14 protein-coding genes are annotated in these 16,328 nt (G+C 61.3%); 6 read left to right on the forward strand and 8 right to left on the reverse strand.

The window, feature by feature from the left end; all coding sequences use genetic code 11:
• Positions 1 to 116 precede the first annotated feature (116 nt).
• Positions 117 to 563: an RrF2 family transcriptional regulator gene (locus ABD654_RS09620; protein ID WP_344704656.1), complete on the reverse strand. Its 447-nt coding sequence runs from the start codon at positions 561 to 563 to the stop codon at positions 117 to 119.
• Between the two features lie 340 nt (positions 564 to 903).
• Here ABD654_RS09620 and ABD654_RS09625 point away from each other — a divergent pair, with 340 nt between their 5' ends.
• The 5 genes from ABD654_RS09625 to ABD654_RS09645 are packed head-to-tail and all read left to right on the forward strand — an operon-like array spanning position 904 to position 8,601.
• On the forward strand, positions 904 to 4,680 hold the full coding sequence (locus ABD654_RS09625) for a nitrate reductase subunit alpha (RefSeq protein WP_344704658.1): 3,777 nt from the start codon (positions 904 to 906) through the stop codon (positions 4,678 to 4,680).
• Positions 4,677 to 6,254 (forward strand): nitrate reductase subunit beta, encoded by a 1,578-nt coding sequence (gene narH / locus ABD654_RS09630; RefSeq protein WP_344704660.1) that lies wholly within the window; start codon positions 4,677 to 4,679, stop codon positions 6,252 to 6,254. Before ABD654_RS09625 ends, narH begins: the two co-directional genes overlap by 4 nt.
• On the forward strand, positions 6,247 to 7,044 hold the full coding sequence (gene narJ, locus ABD654_RS09635) for a nitrate reductase molybdenum cofactor assembly chaperone (RefSeq protein WP_344704661.1): 798 nt from the start codon (positions 6,247 to 6,249) through the stop codon (positions 7,042 to 7,044). The genes narH and narJ overlap by 8 nt, the downstream gene beginning before the upstream one ends.
• A 12-nt stretch (positions 7,045 to 7,056) precedes the next feature.
• Positions 7,057 to 7,740, forward strand: coding sequence for a respiratory nitrate reductase subunit gamma (narI, locus tag ABD654_RS09640; RefSeq protein WP_344704662.1), 684 nt, complete (start codon positions 7,057 to 7,059; stop codon positions 7,738 to 7,740).
• Positions 7,741 to 7,782: 42 nt separating this feature from the next.
• Positions 7,783 to 8,601, forward strand: a complete 819-nt coding sequence (locus ABD654_RS09645) for a peptidylprolyl isomerase (protein WP_344704678.1) — start codon at positions 7,783 to 7,785, stop codon at positions 8,599 to 8,601.
• A gap of 73 nt (positions 8,602 to 8,674) precedes the next feature.
• On the opposite strand, the gene ABD654_RS09650 is transcribed toward ABD654_RS09645, so the two are convergent.
• A complete protein-coding gene (locus ABD654_RS09650; protein ID WP_344704663.1) occupies positions 8,675 to 10,225 on the reverse strand; it encodes a cation:proton antiporter domain-containing protein in 1,551 nt (516 codons plus the stop codon).
• Positions 10,226 to 10,447: 222 nt separating this feature from the next.
• Here ABD654_RS09650 and ABD654_RS09655 point away from each other — a divergent pair, with 222 nt between their 5' ends.
• Positions 10,448 to 11,794 carry a Na+/H+ antiporter family protein gene (locus tag ABD654_RS09655; RefSeq protein ID WP_344704664.1) on the forward strand — a complete coding sequence of 449 codons (1,347 nt, stop codon included), beginning with the start codon at positions 10,448 to 10,450 and terminating at the stop codon, positions 11,792 to 11,794.
• 23 nt (positions 11,795 to 11,817) lie between these two features.
• On the opposite strand, the gene ABD654_RS09660 is transcribed toward ABD654_RS09655, so the two are convergent.
• The 6 genes from ABD654_RS09660 to ABD654_RS09685 all read right to left on the reverse strand — a co-directional run bounded on the left by ABD654_RS09660 (position 11,818) and on the right by ABD654_RS09685 (position 16,057).
• Positions 11,818 to 12,558 carry an RNA methyltransferase gene (locus ABD654_RS09660; RefSeq protein WP_344704665.1) on the reverse strand — a complete coding sequence of 247 codons (741 nt, stop codon included), beginning with the start codon at positions 12,556 to 12,558 and terminating at the stop codon, positions 11,818 to 11,820.
• A gap of 118 nt (positions 12,559 to 12,676) precedes the next feature.
• The gene (gene groL, locus ABD654_RS09665) at positions 12,677 to 14,320 is read right to left on the reverse strand and encodes a chaperonin GroEL (protein ID WP_344704666.1); all 1,644 of its coding nucleotides are present in this window, start codon (positions 14,318 to 14,320) and stop codon (positions 12,677 to 12,679) included.
• A gap of 57 nt (positions 14,321 to 14,377) precedes the next feature.
• Positions 14,378 to 14,671: a co-chaperone GroES gene (locus ABD654_RS09670; RefSeq protein WP_344704667.1), complete on the reverse strand. Its 294-nt coding sequence runs from the start codon at positions 14,669 to 14,671 to the stop codon at positions 14,378 to 14,380.
• 44 nt (positions 14,672 to 14,715) lie between these two features.
• Positions 14,716 to 14,889: a hypothetical protein gene (locus ABD654_RS09675; RefSeq protein ID WP_344704668.1), complete on the reverse strand. Its 174-nt coding sequence runs from the start codon at positions 14,887 to 14,889 to the stop codon at positions 14,716 to 14,718.
• Positions 14,890 to 14,909: 20 nt separating this feature from the next.
• Positions 14,910 to 15,446: an FxsA family protein gene (locus tag ABD654_RS09680; RefSeq protein ID WP_344704669.1), complete on the reverse strand. Its 537-nt coding sequence runs from the start codon at positions 15,444 to 15,446 to the stop codon at positions 14,910 to 14,912.
• Between the two features lie 161 nt (positions 15,447 to 15,607).
• Entirely contained in the window at positions 15,608 to 16,057 is a 450-nt protein-coding gene (locus ABD654_RS09685) for a hypothetical protein (RefSeq protein WP_344704670.1), read from the reverse strand.
• Between the last annotated feature and the right edge of the window lie 271 nt (positions 16,058 to 16,328).

Consider the following 16,328-nt stretch of genomic DNA (forward strand, 5'->3'; position numbering starts at 1 on the left):
TCGGCGCGCCTGACGGCACGGGCAGTGTATTACGTCTTTGGAGGTATAAGAAGTGGCCGAGCTACCCCTTTGGGCGAGGCAGGCGTTGGGCTGAGGTAGCCTGCGCTGTTAAAAGGCTAGGTATTAACCGCGGGGATTTTCATCAGTCGGGCCAGCTCAGCGCTACGGCCGTCGAGCATGTCGGCAAGCGTATAGCTGTCAAGCACGCCCATAAAAGCGCTCAAGGCTTCGGCAAGAATCGGCTGCAGCCTGCACTGGGGCGTAATGACGCAGGCGTTGTCTTGACGAAAGCACTCCACCAGCGCCATTTCTTGCTCGGTGTCGCGCACGATGGCCCCCAGGCTGATGCTTGCCGGTGGCCGATTAAGCAAAAGCCCGCCGTGCTTGCCGCGTATTGCTTTCAAGTAGCCTTTCTGGTTGAGCTCTTGAACGATTTTCATCAGGTGGTTGCGTGAAACATGGAACGTCTCGGCGATTTCGCTGATCGTTGAGCGCTGCTCGCCTTTGGTGGCAAGATACAGCAGCACGCGAACAGAATAGTCAGTGAAGCGCGTTAAATGCATAGAAAATCGCCTAAAAAAACCTTTCCCTCTATTATACGACCTTTGGGGGCGTTTGCTAACGCAGCGCGGCCCTGCACCTGACGGTTTGTCGTGGTGAATTGTCGCAGAGCAGGGCCGCGCCCGCCGAAAACGCCTGCCGATTCAATCATGTATATAAAATGCATGTTTTTATTTTTGCCCTGTATCACCTAAGAGGTAGGGGGCAAGTTTATAGAGGTAACCGGGCAGAAATCACCAGGCTAATCCGGCAAAATCGGTCTCAAGATACCTGCTATCAGGTAATTGCTTTGACTCCAGCTTTTTGATTAAAGCTGTTCATTAAAAGCCACGGAGATCGACCATGAGTCACTTCATTGACCGGCTGAATTTTTTCCGCAAGGCGCGCGAGCCGTTTGCCGACGGCCACGGCGAACGGCGCCAGGAGTCTCGCCAGTGGGAAGACAGCTACCGCCGCCGCTGGCAGCATGACAAGATCGTGCGCTCCACCCACGGCGTTAACTGCACCGGCTCGTGCAGCTGGAAAATCTACGTTAAAAACGGCCTGGTGACCTGGGAGACCCAGCAGACCGACTATCCGCGTACCCGCCCTGATCTGCCCAACCACGAACCCCGCGGCTGCCCGCGCGGTGCCAGCTACTCCTGGTACATGTACAGCGCCAACCGGCTGAAGTATCCGCTGATCAGAAAGCCACTTTTGGAGCTGTGGCGCAAAACGCTGGCGGATAAAAAAGACCCGGTGGACGCCTGGGCGACCATTGTCGAAGACCCGGCCCTCACCAAGCAGTACAAGCGCGCCCGGGGCATGGGCGGCTTTGTTCGCGCCGACTGGGACGAGCTCAACGAAATCATCGCCGCCTCCAACGTCTATACCGCCAAGCAGTACGGCCCGGACCGCATCATCGGCTTTTCCCCGATTCCGGCGATGTCGATGATTTCCTACGCCTCCGGCGCGCGCTACCTGTCGCTGATCGGCGGGGTGTGCCTTTCGTTTTACGACTGGTACTGCGATCTGCCGCCGGCAAGCCCGCAAACCTGGGGCGAGCAGACCGACGTGCCGGAATCCGCCGACTGGTACAACTCCGGCTACATCATTGCCTGGGGCTCTAACGTGCCGCAGACGCGCACGCCGGACGCGCACTTTTTCACCGAGGTGCGCTACAAGGGCACCAAGACGGTATCGATCACGCCGGACTACTCCGAAGTCTCCAAGCTTACCGACGAATGGATGTCGGCCAAGCAGGGCACCGACGCCGCGCTGGCGCTGGCCATGGGGCATGTGATTCTCAAGGAATTCCACCTTGATAACCCCAGCGCCTACTTCACCGACTACGTGCGTCGCTACACCGACATGCCGTGCCTGGTAGAGCTTGAGCCCCGGGAAGACGGCAGCTACGCCGCCGGCCGGCAGATGCGCGCCAGCGACTTCGAGGCAAGCCTTGGCCAGGACAACAACCCCGAGTGGAAAACCCTGGTGTGGGACGACGCCCGCGATCAGCTGGTTGTGCCGCGCGGCTCCATCGGTTTCCGCTGGGGCGAAGACGAGACCCAGCCCGGCAAGTGGAACCTGGAATCGCTGGACGCCGACGGCGTCGAGCTGGCGCCGCTTTTGAGCCTGGATAAAAAGCGCGACGACGTGGCCCGGGTCGCTTTCCCGTACTTTGGCGGCATCGAGCGCAAGCACTTTGAAAGCGTGAAAAACGAAGGTGCTCACGACGAGATTCTCTACCACAGCCTGCCGGTCAAGCGGCTGAAAAAAGCCGACGGCTCGGAGGTGCTGGCCGTTACCGTATTTGACCTGATGTGCGCCAACTACGGCATCGATCGAGGCTTCGGCGCCGAGGGTGAAGACGACGGTGCCACCGACTACGGCCAGATTCGCCCCTATACGCCGGCATGGCAGGAAAAAATTACCGGCGTATCCGCCGAGCAGGCCATCCGCATCGCCCGGGAATTTGCCGACAACGCCCACAAGACCAGCGGACGCTCCATGATCATCGTGGGGGCCGGGATGAACCACTGGTACCACATGGACATGAACTACCGCGGCCTGATCAATATGCTGATCATGTGCGGCTGTGTGGGGCAGAGCGGCGGCGGCTGGTCGCACTACGTGGGCCAGGAAAAGCTGCGCCCGCAGACCGGCTGGACACCGCTGGCCTTCGGCCTCGACTGGCAGCGCCCGCCGCGCCACATGAACGGCACCTCGTTTTTCTACAACCATTCCAGCCAGTGGCGCTACGAAAAGCTGGAAATCAAGGAGCTGCTCTCACCGCTGGCCAAGGCCGAAGACTATGCTGGCAACCTGATCGACTACAACGTCCGCGCCGAGCGCATGGGCTGGCTGCCGTCCGCCCCGCAGCTCAATACCAACCCGCTGCATCTCGCCGGCGAGGCGGAAAAGGCCGGCATGGGCACCGCCGACTACGTGGTTGACCAGCTCAAAAGCGGCAAGCTCAGCTTTGCCGCGGAGGACCCGGATAGCGAGCAGAACTTCCCGCGCAACCTCTTTGTCTGGCGCTCCAACCTGCTGGGCAGCTCGGGCAAGGGCCACGAGTACATGCTCAAGTACCTGCTGGGCACCCGCCACGGCATCCAGGGCAAGAACCTGGGCGAGGCCGGCGCGCACAAGCCCGAAGAGGTCAAGTGGCACGACGACGCCCCGGAAGGCAAGGTCGATCTGCTGGTGACGCTGGACTTTCGCATGTCCACCACCTGCCTGTATTCCGACATCGTGCTGCCTACGGCCACCTGGTATGAGAAAAACGACCTCAATACCTCAGACATGCACCCTTTCATCCACCCGCTGACCGCGGCCACCGACCCGGCGTGGGAGTCGCGCAGCGACTGGGAAATCTACAAAGGCATTGCCAAGGCATTTTCCAAGGCCTGCGAGGGGCACCTGGGCGAAGAAACCGACCTGGTGACGCTGCCCATGCAGCACGACTCCCCCGGCGAACTTGCGCAAACCTCGGTGCTTGACTGGAAAAAAGGCGAGTGCGATCCGGTGCCCGGCAAGACCATGCCCCACCTGATGGAAGTCAAGCGCAACTACCCGGAAACCTACGAGCGCTTCACCTCCATCGGCCCGATGCTGGAAAACGTCGGCAACGGCGGCAAGGGCATCAGCTGGCAAACCGAATCCGAAGTGGGCCTGCTGGGCAAGCTGAATCATCGCAAGCTTGACGGCCCGGCCAAAGGCCAGCCGCGACTGGACAGCGCCGTTGACGCCGCCGAGATGATTCTCACTCTGGCGCCGGAAACCAACGGTCAGGTAGCGGTGAAGGCCTGGGGGGCGCTGTCGAAGATCACCGGCCGCGATCACACCCATCTGGCGCTGCCCAAGGAAGACGAAAAGATCCGCTTTCGTGACGTGGTGGCCCAGCCGCGCAAGATCATCTCCAGCCCCACCTGGTCGGGCCTGGAAGACGAGCACGTGTCCTACAACGCCGGCTACACCAACGTTCACGAGCTGATTCCGTGGCGTACGGTGAGCGGTCGCCAGCAGCTGTATCAGGATCACCCCTGGATGCGCGCCTTCGGCGAGAGCCTGCTGGTGTATCGCCCGCCGATTGACACCAAAGCGGCGGCCAGCGTCTCGGTGCCCCAGGACAACGGCAACCCGGAAATCGCGCTGAACTTCCTCACGCCGCACCAGAAGTGGGGGATTCACTCCACCTACTCGGACAACCTGCTGATGCAGACGCTGTCCCGGGGCGGGCCGATCATCTGGATGTCCGAAGAAGACGCCCAGTCCATCGGCGTGGAAGACAACGACTGGATCGAGGCCTACAACGCCAACGGCGCGATTGCCGCGCGGGCGGTGGTCAGCCAGCGGGTCAAAAACGGCATGGCGATGATGTACCACGCCCAGGAGCGCATTGTGAACATTCCCGGCTCCGAGGTAACCGGCACCCGGGGCGGCATTCACAACTCGGTGACGCGAGTGTGCCCCAAACCGACGCACATGATCGGCGGCTACGCCCAGCTTTCCTACAGCTTCAACTACTACGGCACCGTGGGCTCCAACCGCGATGAGTTTGTGCTGGTCCGCAAGATGCACAACATCGACTGGCTCGACGGCGAGAATAACGACTACGTTCAGGAGGCCGTGAAATGAAGATTCGCTCCCAGGTCGGCATGGTCTTGAACCTCGACAAGTGCATCGGCTGTCACACCTGCTCGGTGACGTGTAAAAACGTCTGGACCAGTCGTGAAGGCGTGGAATACGCCTGGTTCAACAACGTCGAGACCAAGCCCGGCATCGGCTACCCCAAAGAATGGGAAAACCAGGCCAAGTGGCGCGGCGGCTGGATGCGCGGCAAAAACGGCAAGATCGAGCCGCGCATCGGCGGCAAGTGGCGGGTGCTGGCGAGTATTTTCGCCAACCCCGATCTGCCCGAAATCGACGACTACTACGAGCCGTTTACCTTCGACTATCAGCACCTGCACAACGCCAAGCAGGGCGAGCACCAGCCCACCGCGCGGCCGCGTTCGCTGATCTCCGGCCAGCGCATGACCAAGGTGGAATGGGGCCCCAACTGGGAAGAAATCCTCGGCACCGAGTTTGCCAAACGCCGCCGTGACATGAACTTCGAGAAGGTGCAGGCCGATATCTACGGCCAGTTTGAAAACACCTTCATGATGTATCTGCCAAGGCTTTGCGAGCACTGCCTGAACCCCACCTGCGTGGCGGCGTGCCCGTCCGGGGCGATCTACAAGCGCGAAGAAGACGGCATTGTGCTGATCGACCAGGACAAGTGCCGCGGCTGGCGGATGTGCATCTCCGGCTGCCCGTATAAGAAGATCTACTACAACTGGAAGTCGGGCAAATCCGAGAAGTGCATCTTCTGCTATCCGCGCATTGAGGCCGGCCAGCCTACGGTATGCTCGGAAACCTGCGTGGGCCGCATTCGCTATCTGGGCGTGCTGCTCTACGACGCCGACCGCATCGAAGAGGTTGCCAGCACCCCGGACGAGCAGGATCTGTACCATCGCCAGCGCGAGATCTTTCTTGATCCGCACGATCCCGAGGTTATCGCCCAGGCGAAAAAGGACGGCATCAAGGACAACGTCATCAAGGCCGCCCAGGAATCGCCGGTGTACAAGCTGGCCATGGACTGGGGGCTGGCGCTGCCGCTGCACCCGGAATACCGCACGCTGCCGATGGTGTGGTACGTGCCGCCGCTGTCGCCGATTCAGTCCGCCGCCGAGGCCGGCGACGTTGAGTTTGACGGCGTGATGCCCAAGATTGAATCCCTGCGTATCCCGGTGAAGTACCTGGCCAACATGCTCACCGCCGGCGAAGAAGCGCCTATCGTGCTGGCGCTCAAGCGGCTGATGGCCATGCGCCTGTACATGCGCGGCAAGCACGTCGAGGGCAAGGCCGACACCGCCGTGCTGGACGACGTAGGGCTTACCGAAGCGCAAGTGGAAGACATGTACCGCTATCTGGCCATTGCCAACTACGAAGACCGCTTTGTGATTCCCACCAGCCACCGGGAGTTGGCCACCGACGCCTTCCCCGAGCGCGGCGGCTGCGGTTTCAGCTTTGGCGACGGCTGCCACGGCGAGAGCGAGGCGAGCCTGTTCAACGGGCAGTCGACTACCTCAACGCTGGTCAAGCCGGTAGACGTGTATGAGCCTGAAGCGCACAAGCCGGCAGAAACCAAGCTGGAGGTGCCCCATGAGTAGCGCCGCCGAAGTCTATACTCCCGACGCGGCTGCCACCGCCGGTGCTTCTGAGGCACCGGCCGGCATGCTCAGCCTGCGCGTGCTTGCCAGGCTTTTGGACTACCCGACCGCCGAGCTGCAGGACGCCGCCGGCGAGATGATCGAGATCATCCACGCCGAGCGCCGCTGGTCGGTAGCGCGCCGGCGTACGCTGATGGACTGGTGTCAGCGCATCGCCGATGCCGAGCTTTTGGCGCTGCAGGCCGAATACGTAGCGCTTTTTGACAAGGGCAAGGCGACGTCGCTTTTGCTGTTTGAGCACGTTCACGGCGAGTCTCGAGATCGCGGCCAGGCCATGGTCGATTTGATGAACGAGTATGAAAGCGCCGGCTTTGAGCTGGATGCCCGCGAGCTGCCGGACTATCTGCCGCTGTTTCTGGAATATCTGTCGACCCGGGAGGAGGCCGATATCGGCCGCTGGCTGGGGGAAATCCGCCATATTCTGGCGCTGTTGGCGGCGCGCATGGAAGAGCGTGAGGCCGATTATGCCCTGGTGCCGCTGGGCCTTTTGGCGCTGATCGGCGCTGAAAACGACGTTGAGGCCCACCGGGAAGCCGCACGTACCGAGGCGCCTGACGATACGCCCGAAGCGCTGGACGCCGTCTGGGAAGAAGAGGCGGTGCGTTTTACCGCCGACTCCGACCAGGACTGCGCGCTGCAGTCGGCGGAAGGTCGCCGCCTGGCCGAACGCAAGCACGAAACGCCAAGCGACCCCGTGAAAATCATGCCGTCCGGCCTGTCTGCTGGCTAAAGGAGAAACGCCATGTTTATCGAATATTTGCAACACCTGATCTATGGCTACTACCCGTACCTGGCCGGTACGGTCTTTCTGGTCGGCAGCCTGCTGCGCTATGACCACGGGCAGTACACCTGGAAAACCGGTTCCAGCCAGATGCTTTCGTCGAAAAACATGCGTCTGGCGAGCAACGTTTTTCACATCGGCATTCTGGTGATTTTTTTCGGCCACTTGTTCGGCATGCTTACGCCGCACTGGGTCTACGCGCCGTTTATCAGCGCCGGCGCCAAGCAGGTCGTGGCCATTGTCATCGGCGGTATTGCCGGGGTCATGGTACTGATCGGCGGCGGTATGCTGCTGTATCGGCGCCTGACCAACCCCCGGGTCAAGGCGTCTTCCAGCACCATGGATACGCTGATTCTGGCCATCCTGGTGTTTCAGGGCGCGCTGGGTACCACCACGGTGTTCTTCTCGCTGGGTCACCTGGACGGGCAGATGATGCTCACGCTTGCCGGCTGGGCGCAGTCTATCGTGTTTTTCAGCGGCGGCGCCGCCGACTACATGACCGATGTGGCATGGATCTACAAGGTTCACGTCTTCCTCGGCCTGACCATTATCCTGCTGTTTCCGTTTACTCGCCTGGTGCACGTCTGGAGCATACCGTTTGGCTACGTTACGCGGCGCTACCAGCTGGTGCGTAAAAGAGGCTGAGCGCTAGACGGTTGACGCAGGCAGAGAGGAAGACGCATGTCCATGCAGATGATTGATATTGAAGAATTGCCGGGGGCGCAAACGCCCCCGCCGGTGAGCGTTGGCGGCCGCGCAATCAGCGAGGCGGATATTGCCGCTGAAATGCAGTACCACCCGGCGGACAGCGCCGGCAGCGCTCAGTTAAAGGCCGCCCGCGCTCTGGTGGTGCGCGAGCTTCTCCATCAGCGCGCCCAGCAGCTAGGGCTGACAGCCGAGGGCAGCGACGCAGAAGCGGTGGACGAGGCCGTGGCTCAGCTGCTGGAGGCCGAGCTTGCCGTGCCCGAGCCCTCGGAAGATGACTGCCGGCGCTTTTATGCCGCTCATCCCGAGCGCTTCAGCCAGCCGGTTCAGCTCGACGTGCGCCACATCCTGCTGGCCGCGCCGCCGGACGACGCCGAGGCCCGGGACGCCCAGTACCATCTGGGCGTTGAACTGCTCGAAGCGCTGGCCGAGCACCCCGAGCGCATGACCGAGCTGGCCCAGCGCTATTCCGATTGCCCGTCCAGGGAAGACGGTGGCGAACTCGGTCGGCTTAGCCCCGGGCAAACCGTGGCCGAGCTGGACCGCGCACTCAAGCACCTGCCCCAAGGGCTTCACGACCGGCCGCTGGCATCGCGCTACGGCTGGCACCTGGTCATGGTTGATGATCGCCAGGAAAGCCGCCGGCTGCCCTACGAGGCGGTAACCGAACAGGTGCGGCTAAGCCTGCATGAGCAGGCCACCCGGCGCGCTCTGCGCCACTACCTGCTGGCGCTGGAAGCCGAGCTTGGCGTACAAGGCGTGTCGCTGGATGACGACAGCGGCGGCAGCCTGATGCGCTAGGCGCGCAAGGCAAGGCGCATCGAACTACCCCGGCGCGCGTCAGCGTGCCGGGGTTTTTGCGCCCGGAGTGCGGCTACGCCGTGGATTTCTGCAGGCACTCGCAGGTTTTTTCGGCGATGCCGATACCCGCGCCGGACATCAGCTGATAGGTCTGATCCACGCCGGCGGCCTTGAGCGCGGTCTTTTCGTCTTCATCCTGAAAATGCATGCCGGCGACGATGCTGCCGGTAAAGCCGGCTTTACGCAGCTGCCGAGAGGCGATCAGCTTGCTTTCAGTGTTGGGGGTGGCAAGGGTGACCGCCTGCAGCCGGGATATATCCAGCTGCTGCCAGAAACCGCTGTCTTCCACGTCGGCATAGCGTATTCGACGCCCGTCCCGGCCGACCTTGTTGGGATCAGAATCCAGGCCGGTCACGCGAATGCCCTGTTCGGCAAAAAAGTCGTAGGCTGAGCTGCCGATACGGCCCATACCCAGCACCAGTACGCTGGCATCGCCCAGCTCTACCGGCTGTTCGTCGGGATGCTTGACGTTGGTTTCAAACCGCGTCAGATGCTTTTCCAGACGGTCAAACAGGGCGTGGGCAAAGCGATTGACCGGGGCGGCAATCACAAACGACAGCGCCACGGTGACCGCCAGCGGCACCAGCCAGTCTTCCAGAATGCTGGCGGCGACGATAAGCCCGAATTCGCTGTACGCCGCCAGGCTCAGCCCGCCGAGAAAAGCGTTGCGTACGCGCACGCGAAAGATAATCATCAGTGCGGAAAACAGCACGCCTTTCAGCGGCAGCAGCATCGCCATCACGACGGCAAACAGCAGCGCATCGGTATCCGGCAAACCGGACATGCCGATCTGGAGAAAAAAGCTGATCAAAAGCACTTCCTTGATGCCCCAAAGCGCCTGGGAAAGCTCTTGCGCCCGGGGGTGCTGCGACAGCGTAAGCCCCATGGCCAGCGCGCCCACCTCAGAGCTTAAGCCCACCGCCTGAAAGCCCATGCCGCCGGCGGCCACGGCCAGCACCACCCCCATCAGCACCAAAAGCTCGTCGTGGGCGGCCACCCGCATCAGCCAGTAGAACAGCGGGCGCAAAAGCGGCAGGGCGAGCACCCAAAGCGCCCAGATGGACGGCGTTTGCCCGCTGTAGACGCTGAGCACGGCCAGCGCTACCAGATCCTGCATGACCAGAATGCCGATGGCGATGCGCCCGTGAAAAGCGCGCAGCTCGCCTTTGCCCTCCAGCACCTTGGCCGCCAGCACCGTACTGGAAAACGACAGCGCAATGGAGAGCAGAATAGCGGTTTCCAGCGTCAGGCCGGCGATCCATACGAAACCTGCGGTAAACACCGCGCTGCTGATCAGCAAATGAGCAAAGGCGCTGCCCAGCACCACAGGCTCAATGAGGTTTTTAATATTGAGCTTGAGTCCGATGGTGAACAGCAGCAAAAGCACGCCCAGGTGCGCGGTGTGCTCAAGAATCGGCCCGGCATCGCTTGGCAGCCCCATGACGGGGCCGAAGGCGTTGAGCGCAAACCCCGCGCCAAGAAAGCCAACCAGCGGGGGCAGGCCGATCTGGCGCACGGCGATGCCGAACACAAACGCAAACGATAGCGTGACGACTTCAAGCATGGAAAACGAGCGCGATGGCGCAGCTTGTATCGCGGTAATAGTGGGTAAGCGCGGGCGTCTGGGGCATAGCGGCGTGTCTCTCCTTGAACGTGCAGCGGTCTTTGTGAACCGGAAAAACGTCGAAAGTTATCGGCATTTTACGCTCTCGGGGCCCCAACGCCACCGGTGTTTGCTAAAATCAAATGCCTTTTCTCTTACTTCTGACGTCCTGGGATATTGTCGATGAACGCAGTCATTCTCGCCGTACTGGTGATGGTCGCCCTTGCGCTGGCGCGGGTTTCCGTGGTTTTTGCGCTGGTAGTGGGGGCGCTGGTGGGCGGCCTTGCCGGCGGGCTTACTCTTGAACAAACGCTGGATGCCTTCAACGAAGGCGTAGGCGGAGGGGCGCAGGTGGCCCTGGCCTATGCCACGCTGGGCGCGTTTGCCGTGGCCATTTCGCGTTCCGGCCTGCCGGATATGCTGGCTCGGCGGCTGATCAATATGCTCGGCCAGGAAGCCGACGCTGCCCGCCAGGCGCGGGTAAAATACCTGCTGCTGGTGGCGGTGCTGCTGGTGTCGATCTCCTCGCAGAACTTGATTCCGGTGCATATCGCCTTTATCCCGATTCTGATTCCGCCGCTTTTGAAGGTGATGAATCAGCTCAGGCTTGACCGCCGGGCGATTGCCTGTGTGCTGACGTTTGGCCTGACCGCGCCTTACATGCTGCTGCCGGTAGGCTTCGGGGCCATTTTTCTCAACGATATTTTGCTTGCCAACATCAACAGCGCCGGCGCGCCGCTGGGGCTGGAAATTACCCGGGGCACCCTGCCGCTGGCTATGGCCGTACCGGTGGGCGGCATGGCGGTGGGCATGCTGGTGGCGGTGTTTATCAGCTATCGCCGCCCGCGCCGCTATGAAACTCGGGAGGTGGCAAGCGTTGCCGCCCAGCCCGGACACTCAGAAACCGGCCCCCATGCGCTGGGCTTGGTGATGTCCGGGCTGGCCATCGTCGCGGCCCTTGGCCTGCAGCTTTATAGCGGCTCGATGATTTTGGGGGGCCTGGTGGGTATCGGGATTTTGTCACTCGGCGGTATTTTCAAGTGGCGCGAGGCCGATGATCTATTCACCAGCGGCATGCGCATGATGGCGCTGATCGGTTTTATCATGATCTCGGCGGCAGGTTTCGCCGAGGTGATGAAAACCACCGGCGAGATCGATGCGCTGGTGCAGGGCGCTTTTGCCCTGTTTGGTGACAGCCGTGGCCTGGCGGCGATTGCCATGCTGCTGGTGGGCTTGTTCATCACCCTGGGGATCGGTTCGTCGTTTTCCACTATCCCGATTATCGCCGCCATTTTTGTACCGCTGGCCGTGCAGTTCGGGTTTTCACCGCTGGCGACTACGGTGCTGGTGGGCACGGCGGCCGCTCTGGGTGACGCCGGCTCACCGGCGTCGGATTCTACGCTGGGGCCGACTTCAGGGCTCAACGTTGACGGCCAGCACGACCATATCATGGGCAGCGTGGTACCTACGTTTTTGCACTACAACCTGCCGATGATTGCCTTTGGCTGGACAGCGGCAATGCTGCTTTAAGGCTGCTACAGGCGATTAAAGGCTCAGCTGCGATCAGACGAGGCATCGGGGTGTAGCGCGCTTAGCAGCCCGCGCAGCATCGAAAGTTCTTTGCGACTGGGCTCGGCGCGGGTAAAAAGCGCCTGCAGCTGCTCTTCGGTGCGAGCGTGGGGCTGGGATAAAAATCCGCTTTTTTGCATGACATCGTGCAGATGGCGCTGAAAATGGCTGAACTGCTCCCGCGTGGGCGGGGTGGCCTCACCGGGCGTTTGATAGATAAAGCTGCTTTGGTGGCGAGTGCGCCATGCCCGATGAAGCTCGTAGGCCAGTATCTGTACTGCCTGAGACAGGTTCAGGATACCGTAATCGGGGTTGGCCGGAATGCTGACCTGGTGGGTGCAGCAGCGGATTTCCTCGGCGGTCAGCCCTGAGCGTTCACGGCCGAATACCAAGGCTACCGGCGCGCTTTGAGCGTTTTGCAACGCGCTGTCTGCCATGGCATCGGGCTCGCTAAAGTGGGGCAGCGGCAGGCTGCGCAGCCGGGCGCTGGCGCCGATAACCTGCACGCAGTCGCTGACCGCCTCATCCAGCGATGCGACCACCCGAGCGTTTGCCACCACGTCGCCGGCGCCGGCGGCAAGCCGGGTGGCCTCGTCGTCGGGAAACGCCCGAGGGTTGACCAGCACAAGCTCGGCCAGGCCCATGGTTTTCATGGCGCGGGCGGCCGCGCCGATGTTGCCGGGATGAAAGGTCTGCACCAGTACGATACGAATACGGGGGAGCACAGCTAAGGCCTCTTGTCGGATCGAAAAGTCCATGAAAACAGAAAAACCCCGCTTTCGCGGGGTTTTTTAAGGTCGGGCGCCTGCACGCAGGCGCCCGGGGCAAGCTTGGGCGTGCGGCTTACATCATGCCGCCCATTCCGCCCATGCCACCCATGCCGCCCATGTCCGGAGCGGCGTCCTGCTCGTCCGGATCGTCGGCGATCATGCACTCGGTGGTGATCATCAGGCCGGCAACGGAGCCTGCCGACTGCAGCGCGGTGCGAGTGACCTTGGCCGGGTCGAGCACGCCCATGTCGAACAGATCGCCAAACTCGCCTGTCTGGGCGTTATAGCCGAAGTTGCCTTCGCCGTCCTTGATGCGGTTGATAATCACCGCGGGCTCTTCGCCGGCGTTGGTGACGATCTGGCGCAGCGGCGCTTCCATGGCGCGCAGGGCCATGTTGATGCCGTGGTTCTGGTCTTCGTTGTCGCCGGTCAGGCCGTGAACACGGGTCAGTGCGCGAACCAGTGCGGTACCGCCGCCGGGCACGACGCCTTCCTCAACGGCTGCGCGGGTAGAGTGCAGGGCATCTTCCACGCGGGCTTTTTTCTCTTTCATTTCGACTTCGGAGCCTGCCCCAACGCGGATAACCGCAACGCCGCCGGCCAGCTTGGCCACGCGCTCCTGGAGCTTTTCCTTGTCGTAGTCAGAAGAGGTCTCTTCGATCTGCGCGCGGATCTGGCTGACGCGCGCTTCGATGTCTGCCTCGGCGCCGTCACCGTCGATAATGGTGGTGTTTTCCTTGGACATGGTCACGCGCTTGGCAGTGCCCAGGTGATCCAGGGTCGTTTGCTCCAGGCTCAGACCGACTTCTTCGGAAATCACCGTAGCGTTGGTCAGAATGGCGATGTCCTGGAGCATGGACTTGCGACGGTCGCCAAAGCCGGGTGCTTTGGCAGCGGCAACCTTGACGATGCCGCGCATGTTGTTGACCACCAGTGTTGCCAGCGCTTCGCCTTCGATGTCTTCAGCGATGATCGCCAGCGGCTTGCCGGCCTTGGCCACGGCTTCCAGCGTCGGCAGCAGCTCGCGGATGTTGGACACTTTCTTGTCGACCAGCAGGATGAAGGGGTCTTCCAGCTCGACCGCCATGGTTTCCTGGTTGGTGACGAAGTAGGGCGAGAGGTAGCCGCGATCGAACTGCATGCCTTCAACGACTTCCAGCTCGTTGTCAAAGCCGCGTCCTTCGTCGACGGTGATGACGCCTTCCTGGCCGACTTTCTGCATGGCATCGGCGATGATCTCACCGATGTTCTTGTCGCCGTTGGCAGAAATCGTGCCGACCTGGGCGACCGAGCTGGTTTCGGTGCAGGGTACGGAAAGCGCACGGATTTCCTTGACCGCAGCGGTCACGGCGTGATCGATGCCGCGCTTGAGATCCATCGGGTTCATGCCCGCGGTCACGCCCTTGAGGCCTTCAGCGACGATGGCCTGAGCCAGTACGGTGGCGGTAGTGGTACCGTCACCGGCGGCGTCAGAGGTCTGGGAAGCGACTTCCTTGACCATCTGCGCGCCCATGTTTTCGAACTTGTCTTTAAGCTCGATTTCCTTGGCGACGGAGACGCCGTCTTTGGTTACGGTCGGCGCACCGAAGGATTTTTCCAGCACCACGTTGCGCCCCTTCGGGCCGAGCGTGGCTTTTACCGCGTTGGCGAGAACGTCAACGCCGCGGGTCATGCGCTTGCGGGCATCATCGGAGAACTTGACTTGTTTAGCTGCCATGTTGAGGTATTCCTAAAACAGTGAAAGGGTCAACGGAAAACGAAAATCGCGGGCGTTTTAGCCTTCGACGACGGCGAGAACGTCGGATTCGCTCATGATCAGCACTTCTTCGCCGTCGATTTCTTCTTTTTCGACGCCAAAGCCGTCTTTGAAAATCACGGTGTCGCCGACTTTGACGTCCAGCGGGCGGACATCGCCGTTGTCCAGAATCCGGCCGTTACCGGCTGCCAGCACTTCGCCACGCGTGGGCTTTTCCTGAGCGCTGCCCGGCAGCACGATGCCGCCAGCGGTAGTTTGCTCTTCTTCGACGCGACGGATAATGACGCGGTCGTGCAAGGGACGGATGTTCATTCACGCTCTCCTGATAGTGACGGTAAGTCTCTATAAATGCCTTGTCAGGCGATTTTTATAACGCTCTTGCGGGCGCTTCCCGAAAGAGCTGAAGGCAAAGAGCCTTCTTTGTTAATGGCCCGGCCTTGCGGCCCGGCCGATTCCTTGTGCTGGCTAAAAAATGGGGGCTTGAGGCATCCTTTCAAGGGGCGTAAATGAAAAAAAGTGGCTTTTTTCATGGTGCTACTGCCCTTTGCGGTTAGCGCCGCCGCGATGCCTCGTCGCGGGCGATAAACTCGCCTTCCAGCGGCGCGTTTTCCTGCTGCTCAGCGTGGGGCGCTGAGCGTTTGTCTCGATAGCGAGCATGGGCCTCGTTCCAGTCGTCGGGGTTGCCTGCCTGATGGGGGTTGCGGGTGTGCCAGCGTGTGCCGGCCTGGCTCATGCGGGCACGAAAACCCAGCCGGGTGAGCAGTTTGAGCACCAAGCGCCGGGCGTCAGGAATCAGACAGGCAAGGCCCAGCGCGTCGGATAAAAAGCCCGGCGCCATAAGCAGCGCGCCGCCGAAAATCAGCGCCGCGCCGGTCAGCAGCTCGTCTGACGGCAGCTCGCCGGCGTTGAGGCGCCTTTGCGCGCGTGCAAAGGTGTAGGCGCCTTCGCGGCGGATCAGGTGCACCCCGCCGATACCGGTGATGAGCACCAGCAGCAAAGTGGCCAAAAGCCCGATCTGGCCGCCAACGCTGAACAGCACGACAAAATCAAGCAGGGTAAATAGAGAAAGGAAGATCAGTATCGGCATGGCTCGCTCCGACTCGCTCAGCAAACGGCACGCCTTGAAGCGTCAAGGCGGCGAGGGTAAGAAAATATGGTGGCGCTTTTCCGATAAAACAAGCGATAGCGCTATCCTGAACCGCTGCCTTTCATCGCCTTGATTTCACGGCCGATGTGAGAGGCTGCCCGTTAGTATACCTTGTGCATTTCAATGGCTTTTGCCCATTCCAGCACCTGTTTACGCTGCCGTCGGCTGCTCATGCGGTGCGTATCGATGGAGTGGGGCACCAGCTGGTGAGCGGGAGCGGCCGACAGATCCAGCCGAAACGTGCGCCAGGCGCCGGTGGGCATGTCTTCAGAGCCGTAGATAGCCACCACGCGTATTTCCAGCGCCAGACTGCTGCGGTTGAGCACGTCGCGGCTGATATTCCAGTAGCGCACAATCTGCTGAAAAATGGCGTTGAACGACTGGATGTGCAGGTACCCTCCCGAATTCAGCGGCCCCTGATGCGTGCGATAGCCGCTTTCTTCTTGCTCTTCCCCTTCTTGCTGGTACTCCACAACGTCCAGCGAATAGCTGCGCTCATCGGTGTGCAGCACGGCAATCAGGTGCTGTACATAGATCGCTTCGCTGCTCATGTTGCTGATCAGGCACAGCGCTTTTATACCGATGCCCTTGCCGCGGTTAATGATGATGCGCGGCCGCCGCTGGCGTACGTAGCCGGCGTAGAGCAGCTGAGCGTAAAATACCCAGAGAAAAAACGTGCAGACGCCGGCAACGGCCGAAATAGCCCGACCGTTTTCATTAACCCGGCTTATTCATGAGGCTGGCTTGAAAATAAAGATGGCGAGGGGTTTCTCTTGTAGAATCAGGATGTTCCAGCCAGAACTTGATTCAAGAGGACCTCTC

Source organism: Halomonas cibimaris (assembly GCF_039537045.1).
GTDB classification, from domain to species: domain Bacteria; phylum Pseudomonadota; class Gammaproteobacteria; order Pseudomonadales; family Halomonadaceae; genus Vreelandella; species Vreelandella cibimaris.

Bases quoted from the DNA above. Each gene is read 5' to 3' on its own strand.
- ABD654_RS09620 (WP_344704656.1), bottom strand. From the start codon at position 563: ATGCATTTAACGCGCTTCACTGACTATTCTGTTCGCGTGCTGCTGTAT.
- ABD654_RS09625 (WP_344704658.1), top strand. From the start codon at position 904: ATGAGTCACTTCATTGACCGGCTGAATTTTTTCCGCAAGGCGCGCGAG.
- narH (WP_344704660.1), top strand. From the start codon at position 4,677: ATGAAGATTCGCTCCCAGGTCGGCATGGTCTTGAACCTCGACAAGTGC.
- narJ (WP_344704661.1), top strand. From the start codon at position 6,247: ATGAGTAGCGCCGCCGAAGTCTATACTCCCGACGCGGCTGCCACCGCC.
- narI (WP_344704662.1), top strand. From the start codon at position 7,057: ATGTTTATCGAATATTTGCAACACCTGATCTATGGCTACTACCCGTAC.
- ABD654_RS09645 (WP_344704678.1), top strand. From the start codon at position 7,783: ATGCAGATGATTGATATTGAAGAATTGCCGGGGGCGCAAACGCCCCCG.
- ABD654_RS09650 (WP_344704663.1), bottom strand. From the start codon at position 10,225: ATGCTTGAAGTCGTCACGCTATCGTTTGCGTTTGTGTTCGGCATCGCC.
- ABD654_RS09655 (WP_344704664.1), top strand. From the start codon at position 10,448: ATGAACGCAGTCATTCTCGCCGTACTGGTGATGGTCGCCCTTGCGCTG.
- groL (WP_344704666.1), bottom strand. From the start codon at position 14,320: ATGGCAGCTAAACAAGTCAAGTTCTCCGATGATGCCCGCAAGCGCATG.
- ABD654_RS09670 (WP_344704667.1), bottom strand. From the start codon at position 14,671: ATGAACATCCGTCCCTTGCACGACCGCGTCATTATCCGTCGCGTCGAA.
- ABD654_RS09675 (WP_344704668.1), bottom strand. From the start codon at position 14,889: ATGAAAAAAGCCACTTTTTTTCATTTACGCCCCTTGAAAGGATGCCTC.
- ABD654_RS09680 (WP_344704669.1), bottom strand. From the start codon at position 15,446: ATGCCGATACTGATCTTCCTTTCTCTATTTACCCTGCTTGATTTTGTC.
- ABD654_RS09685 (WP_344704670.1), bottom strand. From the start codon at position 16,057: ATGAGCAGCGAAGCGATCTATGTACAGCACCTGATTGCCGTGCTGCAC.